The sequence below is a fragment of the Luteimonas colneyensis genome, assembly GCF_014836665.1.
Lineage (GTDB): Bacteria > Pseudomonadota > Gammaproteobacteria > Xanthomonadales > Xanthomonadaceae > Luteimonas > Luteimonas colneyensis.
This window is the reverse complement of record NZ_JACSQJ010000001.1, coordinates 32,163-46,668: the sequence shown is the minus strand read 5'-3', so window position 1 is coordinate 46,668 and position 14,506 is coordinate 32,163. Positions and strand designations below refer to the sequence as shown.

Sequence of the window (14,506 nt, the reverse complement as noted above, 5' to 3'; positions counted from 1 at the left end):
GGGCTCGCGGGATGCAGTCCACGACGTACACGGCGGCGGCCCTGGCCGAACGCTTCGGCCTGTCGCTGCGCGGCGATGGCGACGCCGTGGTCGAGTCCGTGGCCACCCTGGCCGGCGCCGGGCCGCGGCAGCTGTCCTTCCTGTCCAATCCCCGCTACCGCAGCCAGCTGGCCGATTCCACCGCCGGCGTCGTGGTGGTGCGCGGGGAGGATGCCGGGGGCCTGGAGCGCACCCTGCTGGTCGCACGCGACCCCTACGTCGCCTTCGCGAAGATCGCGGCGCTGTTCGACCCGGTGCCGGCGGCGAACCCCGGCGTGCATCCCTCGGCCGTGGTCGACGGATCCGCCGTGGTCGATCCCGGCGCCGAGATCGGCCCGCTGGCCTGCGTGGGCGCGCGATCGCGGATCGGGCCCGGCGCGATCGTCGGCCCGGGCTGCGTCATCGGCGAGGACTGCACGATCGGCGCCGGCAGCCGCCTGGTCGCACGCGTGACCCTGGTGCGCCGCGTGCGCCTGGGCGAGCGCGTGCTGGTCCATCCCGGCGCCGTCCTGGGCGCCGATGGCTTCGGCCTGGCCATGGACGCCGGGCGCTGGATCAAGGTCCCGCAGCAGGGCGGCGTGGTGGTCGGCGACGACTGCGAGATCGGCGCCAACACCACCATCGACCGCGGCGCCATCGAGGACACGGTGCTCGGCGAGGACGTGCGCCTCGACAACCAGATCCAGATCGCCCACAACGTCCGCATCGGCGCGCACACGGCAATGGCCGGCTGCGTCGCGGTGGCGGGCAGCACCACGATCGGCCGCTACTGCCTGATCGGCGGCGCCGCCGGCATCGTCGGCCACATCAGCATCTGCGACCGGGTCACCATCACCGCGATGGCCCTGGTCACCGCATCGATCGACGCGCCCGGCGAATACTCGTCCGGCACGCCGCTCATGGACAACCGGAGCTGGCGCAGGAGCGCGGCCCGTTTCAGGCAACTCGACGCGCTCGCCCGCCAGGTGCAGGCGCTCGGCAAGGAGAAGACATGACCGCCGGCAAGTTCACGTTCCCGATCGGCGTGGAAGGCATCCGCACCATGCTGCCCCACCGCTACCCGTTCCTGCTGATCGACCGCGTGGTGGAGTTCGACGCCGAAGCGAAGCGCGTGCTCGCCTACAAGAACGTCACCTCCAACGAGGCCTATTTCCAGGGCCACTTCCCCGACCGCCCGGTGATGCCCGGCGTGCTGGTGATCGAGGCCATGGCCCAGGGCGGCGGCCTGCTGACCCAACTCGCGCGCGGCGGCGCCAGCCACGTCGGCCGGCTGTCCTACCTGGTCAAGGTGGACAACGCCCGCTTCGCCAACATGGTGGTGCCCGGCGACCGGCTCGACATCGAGGTCACGGTCAAGCGCGAGATCCGCAACATGACGCTCTACTGCGGCGTCGCCAGCGTGGATGGCAAGCAGGTCGCCAGCGCCGACATCCTGTGCGCCGAGGTCGATGCCTGAGATGGCCGCCGCGGCCATCCACGCCAGCGCGATCGTCGATCCCTCGGCCGTGATCGGCGAGGGCGCCAGCATCGGCGCCTTCACGATCATCGGCGCCGGGGTCGAGATCGGCGCCGGCACGCGCATCGGGCCGCACTGCAGCGTCCTGGGTCCGACGCGCATCGGCCGCGACAACCACGTCCACGGCCACGCCGCGATCGGCGGCGAACCGCAGGACAAGAAGTTCCGCGGCGAGACCGTGCGCCTGGAGATCGGCGACCGCAACGTCATCCGCGAGTTCGCCACGATCAACCGCGGCACCGGCGACGGCGGCGGCGTGACCCGCATCGGCAGCGACAACTGGCTGCTGGCGTACACGCACGTCGCCCATGACTGCGTCGTCGGCGACCACTGCATCTTCTCCAACAACGCCACGCTCGCCGGCCACGTCGTGGTGGGCGACCACGTGATCCTCAGCGGCTTCGCCGGCGTGCACCAGTTCTGCCGCATCGGCGACCACGCCTTCATCGGCATGGGCGCCTTCGTCAACGGCGACGTGGCGCCCTTCCTGATGGTCGCGCAGGACGGCTACGGCCGGCCGCGCGGGATCAACGCCGAAGGCCTGAAGCGCCGCGGCTTCGACGCCGACCGCATCGCCGCGATCAGGCGTGCCTACCGTGCCGTCTACATGTCCGGCGAGGCGCTGGACGAGGCGCGCGCGAAGCTCGCCGAGCTCGCCGCAGGCAGCGACGACGTGCGCCTGATGCTGGACTTCATCGAGGGCGGCGACAGGCCGCTGCTGCGGTGACCGGCGGCGGGCCGCGCTTCGCGCTGGTCGCCGGCGAAGCCTCCGGCGACCTGCTTGGCGCCGGCCTGGTCGACGGGCTGCGCGAACGCTTCCCCGACGCGGAGTTCGCCGGGATCGGCGGCGACGCCATGCGCGCGGCCGGCATGGAGACCTGGCACGACGCCGGCGAGCTCGCCGTGATGGGGCTGTCCGAAGTGCTGGCGCACCTGCCGCGACTGCTGCGGCTGCGCCGCGGCCTGCGGCGGCGCATCCTGGACTGGAGGCCCGACGCCTTCATCGGCATCGACGCGCCCGACTTCAACCTTGGCCTCGAGCGCCAGCTCAAGGCCCGCGGCGTGTGCACCGTGCACTACGTCAGCCCTTCGGTCTGGGCCTGGCGCCAGGGCCGCGCGGCGAAGATCGGCCGCAGCGCCGACCGCGTGCTCTGCCTGTTCCCGATGGAGCCGGCGATCTATGCCCGCCACGGCGTCGACGCGCGCTTCGTGGGCCACCCCATGGCCGATGCGATGCCGCTCAACCCGGACCGGCGCGGCGCGCGCGCGACGCTGGGCGTGGACCAGGACGTTCCCGCGCTGGCGGTGTTGCCGGGTTCGCGCCTGGGCGAGATCGAGCGTCTGGCGCCGACCTTCCTGCAGGCGGCCGCGCTGGTCGCCGAACGCGTCCCGGGGCTGCAGGTGCTGGTGCCGGCCGCCAACGCCGCCTGCCGCGCAGCGCTGGAGAAGCTGCTGCCGGTGCCCGGCGCCACGGCGCCGCGGGTCCGGCTGCTCGACGGCTCCGCGCGCGCGGCGATGGTGGCCTCCGACGTGGTGCTGCTGGCCTCGGGCACGGCCACGCTGGAGGCGATGCTGGCCAAGCGCCCGATGGTGGTCGGCTACCGGATCTCGCCGACGACGCACGCCATCGTGAAGGGCCTCGGTCTGCTGAAGGTCGACCGCTACGCCCTGCCCAACGTGCTCGCGGGCGAGACCATCGCGCCCGAGCTGATGCAGGACGACTGCACGCCGGTCGCGCTGGCCGACGCGGTGCTGGCCTGGTTCTCGCAGCCGGAGGCGATCGAGGCGCTCGAACCGCGCTACCGCGACCTGCACCTGCAGCTGCGTCGCGACGCCTCGCGCGAGGCCGCGACCGCGGTGGCCGAACTGCTCGATCCACGCCACGTGTCCGCGCCGGCGGACGCGGCGTCGTGAGGCAGCGCGCACCGCTGGCCGGCGTCCGCGCGCGCCCCGCGCCGGCCGGTGCGGCGGCGGTGTCCGCGCTGGTCGCGGGCATCGACGAGGCCGGCCGTGGACCGCTCGCCGGGCCGGTGGTCGTCGCGGCCGTGGTGTTCGACCCGGTCCGTCCCCGGATCAACGGCCTCGACGACTCCAAGCAGCTCGCGCACGCGCGCCGCGAAGAGCTGTACGCGCGCATCGTCGACCGCGCCCTGGCCTGGCACGTGGTGGCGATCGACGCCGCCGAGATCGACCGCATCAACATCTACCAGGCCACCATGCTCGGCATGCGCCGCGCCATGGAGGCGGTGGCGCACGTGGCCGGGCTGGCCCGGATCGACGGCAACGCGATCCCGCCCGGACTGCCCTGCGCCGCCGAGGCCTGGGTCGGCGGCGATGCCCGCGACCGCAGCATCGCCGCCGCGTCCATCCTGGCCAAGGTGACGCGCGATCGCGCCATGCTGGCCCTGCACGGCGAGTTCCCGGCCTACGGCTTCGACGGCCACAAGGGCTACGGCACGCCCGCGCACCTGGCCGCGCTGCGCGCGCACGGCCCCTGCCCGCAGCATCGCAGGAGCTTCGCGCCCGTGCGCGAGGCCGGTGCGCGCGACCTGTTCGCCGCCGGCTGAGCCGGCCGGCAGGTGCTAGCGGGTCACCGGCCCCCCGCTCTTGGGCCGCCGGCGCAAGGTGCCCGCCTTGGCCTGGCGGTCGTCGGCGGCGCCCGGAAGGGGCGCTTCCACCTTCTTCGGGGAATCCCTGCCGGTTGCCGGCACCTGCGCCTTGCCCGGAAGGTCCGGATGTTTCCTGCTGACCATGGCGATGCCTCCTGGTGGTCGAGTGCTACGGGCCGGTCAACGCGCCCCGCCGGCCCTTTCGGGGATGCCTCCGCGCGGCCACGGCGACCGCACGGCCTCACTGCCCCAGCACCGGGCTGGCACGGATCCGCGCCTCCGCCATGCCGGATGTCCTCGCGCGCGCCAGCTCGCGTTCCGAGGCCGCGGCGTCGCCGAGCAGCGACAGCGTCTCGGCGTTGTACAGCGCGATCTCGGCAGGGTCGCCATGTTCGGCGACGCGCGCACGCGCCACCATCGACAGGGCTTCCTCGCGCCGTCCCAGATTGGCGCTGTACCAGCCCAGCGCTGCCATCGCATAGCCGCTGCCGGCGTCCAGCGCCAGGTAGCGGCGCACGCGCCGCTCCGCCTCGGCATAGGCCGCCGCCACCTCGCTGGCCGGCGCCCCGCTGGCCGCCAGGCCGTCGGCCAGGTTGCCCCAGTTGAGATAGTCCTCCGGGTCGAGCTCGAGCGCCCGGCGGTACAGCGCCAGCGCCGCGTCGTGCTCGCCGGCCTGGCTGCGCAGGGTGGCGAAGTTCGCCAGCACGTCGGCGCTGGGCTCGATCGCGATCGAGCGTTCGAAGGCACGCGCCGCCTCCGCGGCGTTGCCCTGCAGCAGCCACAGGAACCCGTAGGTGTTCCAGTAGCCGGCATTGTCCGGCGCAAGCTCGAGCGCCCGCCTGTAACTGGCGGTCGCGTCCTCGAGGCGACCGTCGCGGTACGCCTGGAACCCGACCTCGGCCCGGACCTGGGCGTCATCCGGCGCGACGTCCAGCGCGGCCTGGAAGTGCGACCGGGCGCGGTCGGGCTGGCCGCGCGCGGCCTCGACCTTGCCCATGCCGACCTCGGCCAGTGCCGCGCTGGCGGGGTCGGCGGCGGCCAGGCGGAACCTGCGCAGCGCCTCGGCGAACCGGCCATCGACGCGGTCGAGGTTGCCCAGGGCCAGCGCGGCCTCGGCCGGCAGGGGATCCGCGTCCTGCACGCGCGCGCAGGCCAGGCGCGCGCGCATGGGCCCCGGTGTCGTTCCAGTACTCGAAGCGTCGCACCTCGGTAGCGCACAGTGCCGATTGCGCGAGGACGAAGCCCGAATCCTCGGCCAGCGCCGCGCGGAAGGCCTCGGCCGCCTCCTGCTGGCGGGCGCGGTCCGGCGCCGCACGCTGCAGGTGGCGCCCGCGCAGGTAGGCATCGAACGCCGCCACGCTGCGCGTGGGCGCCAGTCGCGTCCGCAGCGACTCGCGCGCGGCCGGCATGGCGCCCAACATGGACTCCACGACCTCGCCGGCGATCGCGCCCTGGGTGGCGAACAGCTCGGACATCGAGTGTTCGTAGGAGCGGCTCCACAGGACGTAGCCGGTGGCGGTGTCGCTCAGGCGCGCGCTGATCCGCACCCGGTCGCCGTCGCGGCGGATGCTGGCGTCCAGCACCGCATCGACGCCCAGCGCGCGCCCCAGTTCGCGCACGTCGCCATCGCGGCGCGGATCGGTTTCCGCCATCAGCGCCGCCACCCGCAGTCCCGGCACCGACGCGAGGGCATCGTGCATTTCCACCGCGAGGCCCTCGGCGAACCAGGCGTCGTCCTCGGTGCCTCCGCCCAGGGTCGTGAACGGCCGAAGCGCAATCGCCGCGCCGCCGCCGGCCGGCAGGCCGTCCAGCCGCTGCCACCAGGCCAGCGCCAGCACGATGGCCACGACCACCACCGCGTGCGGAAGCCAGTCGCGCAGCGCGACCACGGGCGTCCGGCCCGTCGCGGACCTGCCGGGGAACGGGAAAATTTCAGCGGCGGGCGCAGCGGAAATTTCCGGGGTGACGTCGTCGGGCACGATCACCTCGGGCACCGCCATGAAGCGGTATCCGACCGCGTGCAGCGTCTGGATGTAGCGCGGATGCTCGGCTTCGTCGCCCAGCGCCTTGCGCAGCTGCGCGACCACGCGGTTCAGCACGCCCGGCGTGACGTGGCGGTGGCCCCACACCTGGTCCAGCAGGTCGTCGCGCTCGATGGCGTGCCCCGGCCGGGCCAGCAGCGCCAGCAGCACCGCATAGGCCTTGGGTTCGAGCGCCACCTCGCGGCCCATGCGCGTGACGCGATGGGCCCCGGGATCCACTTCGATGTCGCCGAAGCGGTAGATGCGCTCCTCGTCATGCACTGCGTGCCCCTGGCGGACGCGAATGGCAGGGTGATCGGGTAAGAACGCGGGGATCGCGGAAAACCGGCTTCCATCGCGATTCCATCACCGCTTCCCCGGGTTTCCATCAAGCTTCGCGGCGCGCGCCGCGCGAACCTGCATCCGCGCCGATCCGGTGCCTACGCGGAGACCGCCATGCACGCCATCCTCGACATCCTGCCCCTGCCCGCCAGCCAGCCCGCGAGGGCCCGGCGCCATCGCATCGCCGGCTTCGAACCGGGCGAGCGGAGCCTCGCGCGCTTCCGGTCGGTCGCGCGTGCGCTGGCCAGCTCCGACGAGATCCCCACCCTCGACGGCATCGCCAGCGCATCGCGCAGCCTCGCCAGGGCCTACGCCGGCCATCCGCTGGCCCCCTGCATCCGCCAGCGCAGCCGCTGCCTGCGGGCGGTGCGCATGCTGGCCCGCGAGCCTGGATGGCGCCTGGCGCCCGCGCAGGTGGAGCGCATCGCACTGCTCACGGACTACGCCCGCGGCCACGAGCGCCTGGTGCCCGACGCCGTTCCGGTGGTCGGCGGGCTGGACACCGCCGTGCTGTTCGACATCGCATGGCCCGCGCTGGCCGCCGACGTCGAGGCCTACTTCGACTTCCGGCGGCTGCGCACCGAAGAGGCGCTGCTGCGCGGCGAGCGGCCACGCAGCTTCCCGTTCGGCCGCGACGAGTGGCTGGAGGCCCGGTGCGCCGAGATCGCGCTGCGCGCGCACGTCGCCATGCGCGGCGCCGAAACCTATGTCCATCCGGGTGCCGCCCCGCTGTTCCGCGTGCACTGAGGGCCGCCCGCGCGGACGCGGCTGTCAAGCCTTGTCCGCGCGGGGGCGGGACCCTACCCTGCGTGCTGCACCTGCGGTCCCGCGATGTCCCGACGCTTCGTCCACCTTGCCCTCCACAGCGAGTACTCGCTCGCCGACTCGACGATCCGGATCCCGGAACTCGTCAAGCGCTGCGTGGCCCTGGGCCAGCCTTCGGTGGCGGTGACCGACCGCAACAACCTGTTTTCGCTGGTCAAATTCTTCCGCGCCGCCGAAGGCGCCGGCATCAAGCCGATCGCCGGCGCCGACATCAGCCTGGCCGAAGGCGACGAGGCGCCCGCCACGCTCACCCTGCTCTGTCGCGACCACGACGGCTACCTGTCGCTGTCGCGCCTGCTGACCCGGGCGTGGATGGAAGGGCAGCGGCACGACGGCGTGGTGGTGCGGCCGGACTGGCTGCGCGACGACCACGCCGGCCTGTTCGCGCTCGCCGGCCGGCACTCCCCGGCCGGACGCCTGGTCTCGGCCGGCCGACACGACCAGGCCGAGGCCTGGCTGCGCGACTGGGGCGGCGTGTTCGGCGACGGCCTGCACCTGGCGCTGGCGCGCTGCGGCTTCGCCGACGAGGCCGCCTTCAACGATTTCGCCCTGCAGGCCTCCTCGCTGTGCGCGCTGCCGGTGGTCGCCGGCAACGAGGTGCGCTTCATCGACCGCGAGGGATTCGAGGCCCACGAGGCGCGGGTCTGCATCGCCTCGGGCCGCGTGCTCGACGACCCGCGCCGCCCGCGCGACTACACCGCCGAGCAGTTCCTGAAGTCCGGCGACGAGATGGCGGAGCTGTTCGCCGACGCGCCCGACGCGATCGACAACGCCGTTTCGCTGGCGCAGCGCTGCAACCTCGAGTTGCGCCTGGGCACCTACTACCTGCCCGCCTTCCCGGTCCCGGAAGACCACACCCTCGACTCATGGATCCGCAGCGAGGCCCGCGACGGCCTGGCACGGCGGCTGGAGCACGCGCCGCTGGCGGCCGGCCACGATCGCGCCAGCTACGAAGCGCGGCTCGAGACCGAGCTGGACGTGATCATCCGGATGGGCTTCCCGGGCTACTTCCTGATCGTTTCGGACTTCATCCGCTGGGGCAAGGAACAGGGCATCCCGGTGGGCCCGGGCCGCGGTTCGGGCGCGGGTTCGCTGGTGGCCTGGGCGCTGGAGATCACCGACCTCGATCCCCTGCCCTACGACCTGCTGTTCGAGCGCTTCCTGAATCCCGAACGCGTGTCGATGCCCGACTTCGACATCGACTTCTGCATGGACCGCCGCGACGAGGTCATCGACTACGTCGCGCGCAAGTACGGCCGCGACCGGGTCAGCCAGATCATCACCTACGGCACCATGGCCGCGAAGGCGGTGGTGCGCGATGCCGGGCGCGCGCTGGGCTATCCCTTCGGCCTGGTCGACGGCATCGCCAAGCTGGTGCCGATGACGCTGGGCGTGTCGCTGCCCGACGCGCTCGGCCGCACCGAAAAGGGAAAGAAGGACGACGCCTGGCGCTCGGACGAGCTGATCGCGCGCTACCACGACGAGGACGACGTCCGCGAGCTGATCGACCTCGCCCTGCAGCTCGAGGACCTGACCCGCAACGCCGGCAAGCACGCCGGCGGCGTGGTGATCGCGCCCTCGCCGCTGTCCGACTTCTGCCCGCTGTTCGCCGAACACGACGGCGAGGGCGCCGGCCGCAACCCGGTGACCCAGTTCGACAAGGACGACGTCGAGGCCATCGGCCTGGTGAAGTTCGACTTCCTCGGCCTGCGCACGCTGACGATCATCGACTGGGCGGTGAAGGCGATCAACCGGCGCCACGCCGGCGGCGACGCGCCCCCGCTCGACATCGCGGCGCTGCCGCTGACCGACGCGAAGACCTACGAGCTGTTCGCGCGCGGCGATACCGTGGCGGTGTTCCAGTTCGAATCGCGCGGCATGCGCGAGCTGCTCAAGCGCGCGAAGCCCGACCGCTTCGAGGACCTGATCGCGCTGGTGTCGCTGTACCGCCCGGGCCCGATGGACCTGATCCCGGACTTCATCGAGCGCAAGCACGGCCGCGCCGAGGTGGTCTACCCGCATCCCCTGCTGGAGCCCGTGCTGGCGCCGACCTACGGCGTGGTGGTGTACCAGGAGCAGGTGATGCAGACCGCGCAGATCCTGGGCGGCTACTCGCTGGGCGGCGCCGACCTGCTGCGCCGCGCGATGGGCAAGAAGAAGGTCGAGGAAATGGCGCGCGAACGCGCCAAGTTCGAGGCCGGCGCGCAGGAGACGCACGGCATCGAGCCGAAAGTCTCGGGCCCGATCTTCGACCTGCTGGAGAAGTTCGCCGGCTACGGCTTCAACAAGTCGCACGCCGCCGCCTACGCGCTGGTGTCCTACCAGACCGCCTGGCTCAAGGCCCACCATCCGGCCGAGTTCATGGCCGCGGTGCTGTCGAGCGACATGGACAGCACCGACAAGGTCGTGGGCTTCCTCGCCGAGGCGCGTGCGCTGGGGCTGGAGGTGCTGCCGCCGGACGTGAACCATTCGTCCTACATGTTCGAGGCGATCGACCCGCGCACGCTGCGCTACGGCCTGGGCGCGGTGAAGGGCGTGGGCCAGGGCGCCTGCGAGGCGATCGCCGACGAGCGCACGCGCGGTGGCGCCTACGTCGACCTGCTCGACTTCTGCCGCCGCAACGAATCGGCGCGCCTCAACCGCCGCACGCTCGAGGCGCTGGTCAATGCCGGCGCGCTCGACGCGCTGGGCTGCAACCGCGCCTCGCTCATGCTGCAGCTCCCGGAGGTGCTCAAGGCCACCGAACAGCTGGCGCGCGAGCGCGAGGCCGGCCAGGCCTCGCTGTTCGGCGGTTTCGCGGAGCCCGCGGCCGCCGCGGCGCAGATCACCCTGCCGGAGGTGCCGGAGTGGCCGCTGGCGCAGAAGCTCGCCGGCGAGCGGGACACGCTCGGCCACTACCTCAGCGGCCACCCGCTGGACCCCTACCGCAGCGAGCTCACGGCCCTGGTGGGGACCGACCTCGGGCAGCTCGACGCCCTGTGGGAGTCGGGCAGCAGCGCGCGCAAGGGCGGCAACGGCAACGGTGAAGGCGGACGCGGCGGCTGGCGCCCGGACGTTCCCGCGATCGTCGCCGGACAGGTCACCGGCATCCGCAAGCGCGGCGAGAGCCAGGCCTTCGTGGTGCTGGAGGACGGCCGCGGACGCCTCGAGTGCGCCTTCTTCTCCGAGGCCTGGATGGAGCATGCGCCGCTGCTGACCACGGGCCGCATCGTGATCGTCGAGGGCGGCCTGCGCGAAGACGAGTTCAGCGGCGGCTTCTCGCTGCGCGCGCGACGCGCCTGGGACTTCCACGAAGTCTGCCAGCAGTCCGCGCGGCGGCTGTCGCTGCGCCTGGACCTGTCGGTGGCGGGCACCCTGGAGCGCGTGGACGCCCTGCTGGCAACGCACCGCCCGGGCCAGACGCCGCTGCGACTGGACCTGCTGCTGCCCGCGGGCAGCGCCGGCTCGCTCGACCTCGACGGCGCCCATGCCGTGCGCGTGGACCCCGACCTGGTCGACCGCCTGCGCGGCGAGGACGGCGTGCGCGTCGTCCATGTCGCCATGGGCAGCCGTCCCTGGGCCGCCGGCTGAGCCTCCGCCACACCCCGACGTACGGCCCCCCGCGGCCGAACCCGCTAGACTCACCCCTTTTCCGACCGAAGCCGTCGATGAATCCGAACTACCTCGACTTCGAGCAGCCCATCGCCGACCTGGAAGCCAGGATCCAGGACCTGCGCCAGGCCAGCTCCGGCCCCGCCGTCAACATCGACGCCGAACTGCGGACGCTGCAGGACAAGCTGCGCCTGCGCACCGCGCAGATCTTCCGCGACCTGACGCCGTGGCAGGTGTCACAGCTCGCCCGCCACCCGGCGCGTCCCTACACCAACGATTACATCCGCCATATCTGCGACGAGTTCCAGGAGCTCGCCGGCGACCGCGCCTATGCCGACGACGCCGCGATCGTCGGCGGCATCGGCCGCATCAACGGCCGCAGCGTGATGATCATCGGCCACCAGAAGGGCCGCGACACCAAGGCCAAGGTGCGCCGCAACTTCGGCATGCCGCGCCCCGAGGGCTATCGCAAGGCGCTGCGCCTGATGAAGATGGCCGAGCGCTTCAAGCTGCCGCTGCTGACCTTCATCGACACGCCCGGCGCCTATCCCGGCATCGGCGCCGAGGAGCGCGGCCAGTCCGAGGCCATCGCCCGCAACCTGATGGAAATGGCCGAGCTGAAGATCCCGATCGTGTGCACGGTGATCGGCGAAGGCGGCTCGGGCGGCGCGCTGGCGATCGGCGTCGGCGACCGCACGGTGATGCTGGAATACAGCACCTATTCGGTGATCTCGCCCGAAGGCTGCGCCTCGATCCTGTGGAAGGACGCGGGCAAGGCCAAGGACGCCGCCGAGCAGCTGGGCCTCACCGCCAAGCGGCTGCTGGGCCTGGGCCTGGTCGACAAGCTGGTGCGCGAGCCGATCGGCGGCGCGCACCGCAACCCGCGCCAGACCGCGCTGCGCCTGAAGGCGGTGCTGCTGAACCAGCTCGACGAACTCGAGGCGCTGCCCGCCGACGTGCTGGTGGACAAGCGCTACCGGCGCCTGCGCGGCTACGGAGCCTACGAGGCGGCCTGAGCCGCCTCGTCGTCGCGCAGCCGCCCGGGCGCGCTACCGGCGCCATGGACCTGACGCTTCCCGATCCCGTGTTCGCCCTTCCCGGGGACGCGGACGCGGCCGGGGTGGCGGTGGCGTTCAGCGGCGGCCTCGACTCCACCGTATTGCTGCACCGGCTCGCGGCCCTGCCCGGGATTCGCGAGCGTGGCCTGCGCGCCCTGCACGTGCACCACGGCCTGCACGACCACGCCGATGCCTGGGCCCGCCGCTGCGAGGCCGCCTGCGCGGCGCTGGGCGTGCCGCTGCAGGTGCTACGGGTCGACGTGGCACGCGACAGCGGCCTCGGGCTGGAAGCGGCGGCGCGGACGGCGCGGCACCAGGCGTTCGCCGGCGCGCTCGGCGCCGGCGAGGTGCTGGCGCTCGCGCACCACCTCGACGACCAGGCGGAAACCTTCCTGATGCGCGCGCTGCGTGCGTCCGGGCCGGACGGCCTCGCGGCGATGCGGCCGTGGCGGCGCTTCGCGTCCGGCTGGATGTGGCGGCCGCTGCTGGCGCAGCCGCGCGCGGCGCTCGAAGCCTGGGCGCGCGCGAACGGACTGGACTGGATCGAGGACCCGGCGAACGCCGATCCCACCCACGCGCGCAGCCTGCTGCGCCATCAGGTCCTGCCGCTGCTGCGGCAGCGCTGGCCCGAGGCCTCCGCCGCCCTCGCGCGCAGCGCCGCGCTGTGCGCGGAGGCCGCGGACCTGCTGGCCGACGCCGACGCCGCGGCGCTGGACGCGCTGCTCGAGGACGGGGTGCCGGATGCGGGGGACCGGCTGCCGATCGCCGCGCTCGCCGCGCTTCCCGCAGCGCGACGCGCGCGCCTGCTGCGCGCGTGGACGGCACGCCTCGGACTGCCGCCGCTGCCCGCGGCGGGCGTCGCCGGCCTTGATGCGATGCTCGGCGCGCGCGCCGATGGCGCCGCCGCATTCCGCTGGGCCGGCGCCCAGATCCGCGCGTGGCGCGGCCATCTCCATGCGGTGCCCGACGCCCCGCCGTTGCCCGCGGCGTGGTCGCAGCTCTGGGACGGCCGCGCGCCGCTGGCCCTGTCCGGCGGTGGCCGGCTCGTGCTGGAGGGCGCGGAGGCTTTCGACACACCGCTGCTCGCGCACCCGCGGCGCGGCGGAGAGCGCATGCGGCTGCCCGGTCGCCGCCATTCGCACGCGCTCAAGCATCTGCTCCAGGACAGCGGCTGCCCGCCCTGGCAGCGCGCGCGCATGCCGCTGCTGTCCGACGCTGAAGGTCGACTGCTTGCCGCCGGCGACCTGCTCGTCTCCGCAACGCTGGACGACTGGCTGCGCGCCCGCGGTGCGCGCCTGCGCTGGCATGACTTGGCGTAAACTCGAGGCCATGTCCGCCAAGCCCGACGCCGCCAACGCCACCTCCCCGGTCGCCGACTTCGAAGCCTCCCTCGACGCGCTCGAGCAGCTGGTCGGCAGGATGGAACACGGGGACATGGGACTCGAGGATTCGCTCGCCGCCTACGAGCGCGGCGTGGCCCTCTACCGACGCTGCCAGCAGGCACTGGAAGCCGCCGAGCTGCGCGTGCGCCTGCTCACCGATCCGCAGCAGCCCGACGCCGGCACGCCGTTCCCGGGCCTCGGCGACGATGCCTGACGCGCCCGGCGGCGGCGAGGTTGCCGCGCGCCTGGACGCCTGGCGCCGCCGCATCGACGGCGTGCTCGAAGACGCCCTCGCGCAACATCCGGCCGCCGAAGCCCGCCTCGGCGAAGCCATGCGCCACGCCGTGCTGCTCGGGGGCAAGCGCATGCGCCCGCTGCTGGCCTATGCCACCGGCACCGCGTTCGGCGCCGACGAGCCAGCGCTGGACGCCGCCGCCGCCGCGATCGAACTGGTGCACGCCTATTCCCTCGTCCACGACGACCTGCCCGCGATGGACGACGACGCGCTGCGCCGCGGCCAGCCGACGGTACATGTGGCCTTCGACGAAGCCACCGCGATCCTGGCCGGCGACGCGCTGCAGTCGCTGGCCTTCGCGGTCCTAGCCGAGGCGCGCTGCAGCGACTCCGCGCGCGTCGGGATGCTGCGCGAGCTCGCCGTCGCCTCCGGCGCCGCGGGCATGTGCGGCGGGCAGGCGCTGGACCTCGCCGCCACCGGGCGCGGCGCCGAAGCCGGCATCGACGCACTGGAATACCTGCACGCGCTCAAGACCGGCGCCCTGATCCGCGCCGCGGTGCGCATGGGCGCGATCGCCGCCGATGCGGGCGAGGCCGACCGCGCCCGCCTCGACGCGTTCGCCGACGCACTCGGCCTCGCCTTCCAGATCCGCGACGACCTGCTCGACGTCGAGGGCGAAAGCGCCACGCTCGGCAAGACCGCGGGCAAGGACGCCGAGCAGGACAAGGCCACCTTCCCCGCGCTGATCGGCATCGAGGCCTCGCGCGCCCGGCTCGACGGCCTGGCACGGACGATGGACGCGATGCTCGGGCCGCTGGGCCCGCGCGGCGACGCGCTGGCCGCGCTAGGACGGCTGGCGATCAGCCGCTCGTACTGACCCCGGCGGGC

General features: G+C 73.4%; 14 protein-coding genes. 11 read left to right on the top strand and 3 right to left on the bottom strand.

Translation table 11 applies throughout. The annotated features are described in order from the left end of the window. The first annotated feature begins 11 nt into the window (after nt 1-11). The 5 genes from lpxD to H9645_RS00175 are packed head-to-tail and all read left to right on the top strand — an operon-like array spanning nt 12 to nt 4,122. Nucleotides 12-1,034 (top strand): UDP-3-O-(3-hydroxymyristoyl)glucosamine N-acyltransferase, encoded by a 1,023-nt coding sequence (gene lpxD, locus H9645_RS00195; protein ID WP_191727743.1) that lies wholly within the window; start codon nt 12-14, stop codon nt 1,032-1,034. Continuing rightward, nucleotides 1,031-1,495, top strand: a complete 465-nt coding sequence (fabZ, locus tag H9645_RS00190; RefSeq protein ID WP_191727742.1) for a 3-hydroxyacyl-ACP dehydratase FabZ — start codon at nt 1,031-1,033, stop codon at nt 1,493-1,495. The genes lpxD and fabZ overlap by 4 nt, the downstream gene beginning before the upstream one ends. A gap of 1 nt (nt 1,496) precedes the next feature. Next, entirely contained in the window at nt 1,497-2,282 is a 786-nt protein-coding gene (gene lpxA / locus H9645_RS00185) for an acyl-ACP--UDP-N-acetylglucosamine O-acyltransferase (RefSeq protein WP_191728417.1), read from the top strand. After that, on the top strand, nt 2,279-3,469 hold the full coding sequence (lpxB, locus tag H9645_RS00180) for a lipid-A-disaccharide synthase (RefSeq protein ID WP_191727741.1): 1,191 nt from the start codon (nt 2,279-2,281) through the stop codon (nt 3,467-3,469). Before lpxA ends, lpxB begins: the two co-directional genes overlap by 4 nt. A gap of 14 nt (nt 3,470-3,483) precedes the next feature. Next, on the top strand, nt 3,484-4,122 hold the full coding sequence (locus H9645_RS00175; protein WP_225217938.1) for a ribonuclease HII: 639 nt from the start codon (nt 3,484-3,486) through the stop codon (nt 4,120-4,122). A 15-nt stretch (nt 4,123-4,137) separates the two neighbouring features. Here H9645_RS00175 and H9645_RS00170 read toward each other — a convergent pair whose 3' ends face one another. From H9645_RS00170 to H9645_RS14375, 3 genes are all read right to left on the bottom strand, one after another. Beyond that, entirely contained in the window at nt 4,138-4,308 is a 171-nt protein-coding gene (locus tag H9645_RS00170) for a hypothetical protein (protein WP_191727739.1), read from the bottom strand. A gap of 97 nt (nt 4,309-4,405) precedes the next feature. After that, nucleotides 4,406-5,161, bottom strand: coding sequence for a tetratricopeptide repeat protein (locus H9645_RS00165; protein WP_191728481.1), 756 nt, complete (start codon nt 5,159-5,161; stop codon nt 4,406-4,408). After that, nucleotides 5,079-6,467 carry a winged helix-turn-helix domain-containing protein gene (locus tag H9645_RS14375; protein ID WP_191727738.1) on the bottom strand — a complete coding sequence of 463 codons (1,389 nt, stop codon included), beginning with the start codon at nt 6,465-6,467 and terminating at the stop codon, nt 5,079-5,081. The genes H9645_RS00165 and H9645_RS14375 overlap by 83 nt, the downstream gene beginning before the upstream one ends. Before the next feature lie 174 nt (nt 6,468-6,641). On the opposite strand from H9645_RS14375, the gene H9645_RS00155 reads away from it, so the two are divergent. From H9645_RS00155 to H9645_RS00130, 6 genes are all read left to right on the top strand, one after another. Next, nucleotides 6,642-7,274, top strand: a complete 633-nt coding sequence (locus H9645_RS00155) for a hypothetical protein (RefSeq protein ID WP_191727737.1) — start codon at nt 6,642-6,644, stop codon at nt 7,272-7,274. A gap of 84 nt (nt 7,275-7,358) precedes the next feature. Next, entirely contained in the window at nt 7,359-10,922 is a 3,564-nt protein-coding gene (gene dnaE, locus H9645_RS00150; protein ID WP_191727736.1) for a DNA polymerase III subunit alpha, read from the top strand. A gap of 77 nt (nt 10,923-10,999) precedes the next feature. Further along, nucleotides 11,000-11,959, top strand: coding sequence for an acetyl-CoA carboxylase carboxyltransferase subunit alpha (locus H9645_RS00145; RefSeq protein ID WP_191727735.1), 960 nt, complete (start codon nt 11,000-11,002; stop codon nt 11,957-11,959). A gap of 44 nt (nt 11,960-12,003) precedes the next feature. Further along, complete coding sequence (gene tilS, locus H9645_RS00140) at nt 12,004-13,320, top strand: tRNA lysidine(34) synthetase TilS (protein ID WP_191727734.1); 1,317 nt, start codon at nt 12,004-12,006, stop codon at nt 13,318-13,320. A gap of 10 nt (nt 13,321-13,330) precedes the next feature. Continuing rightward, nucleotides 13,331-13,597 (top strand): exodeoxyribonuclease VII small subunit, encoded by a 267-nt coding sequence (locus tag H9645_RS00135; RefSeq protein ID WP_191728416.1) that lies wholly within the window; start codon nt 13,331-13,333, stop codon nt 13,595-13,597. Next, the gene (locus H9645_RS00130) at nt 13,590-14,495 is read left to right on the top strand and encodes a farnesyl diphosphate synthase (RefSeq protein ID WP_191727733.1); all 906 of its coding nucleotides are present in this window, start codon (nt 13,590-13,592) and stop codon (nt 14,493-14,495) included. Before H9645_RS00135 ends, H9645_RS00130 begins: the two co-directional genes overlap by 8 nt. The last annotated feature ends 11 nt before the right edge of the window (nt 14,496-14,506 follow it).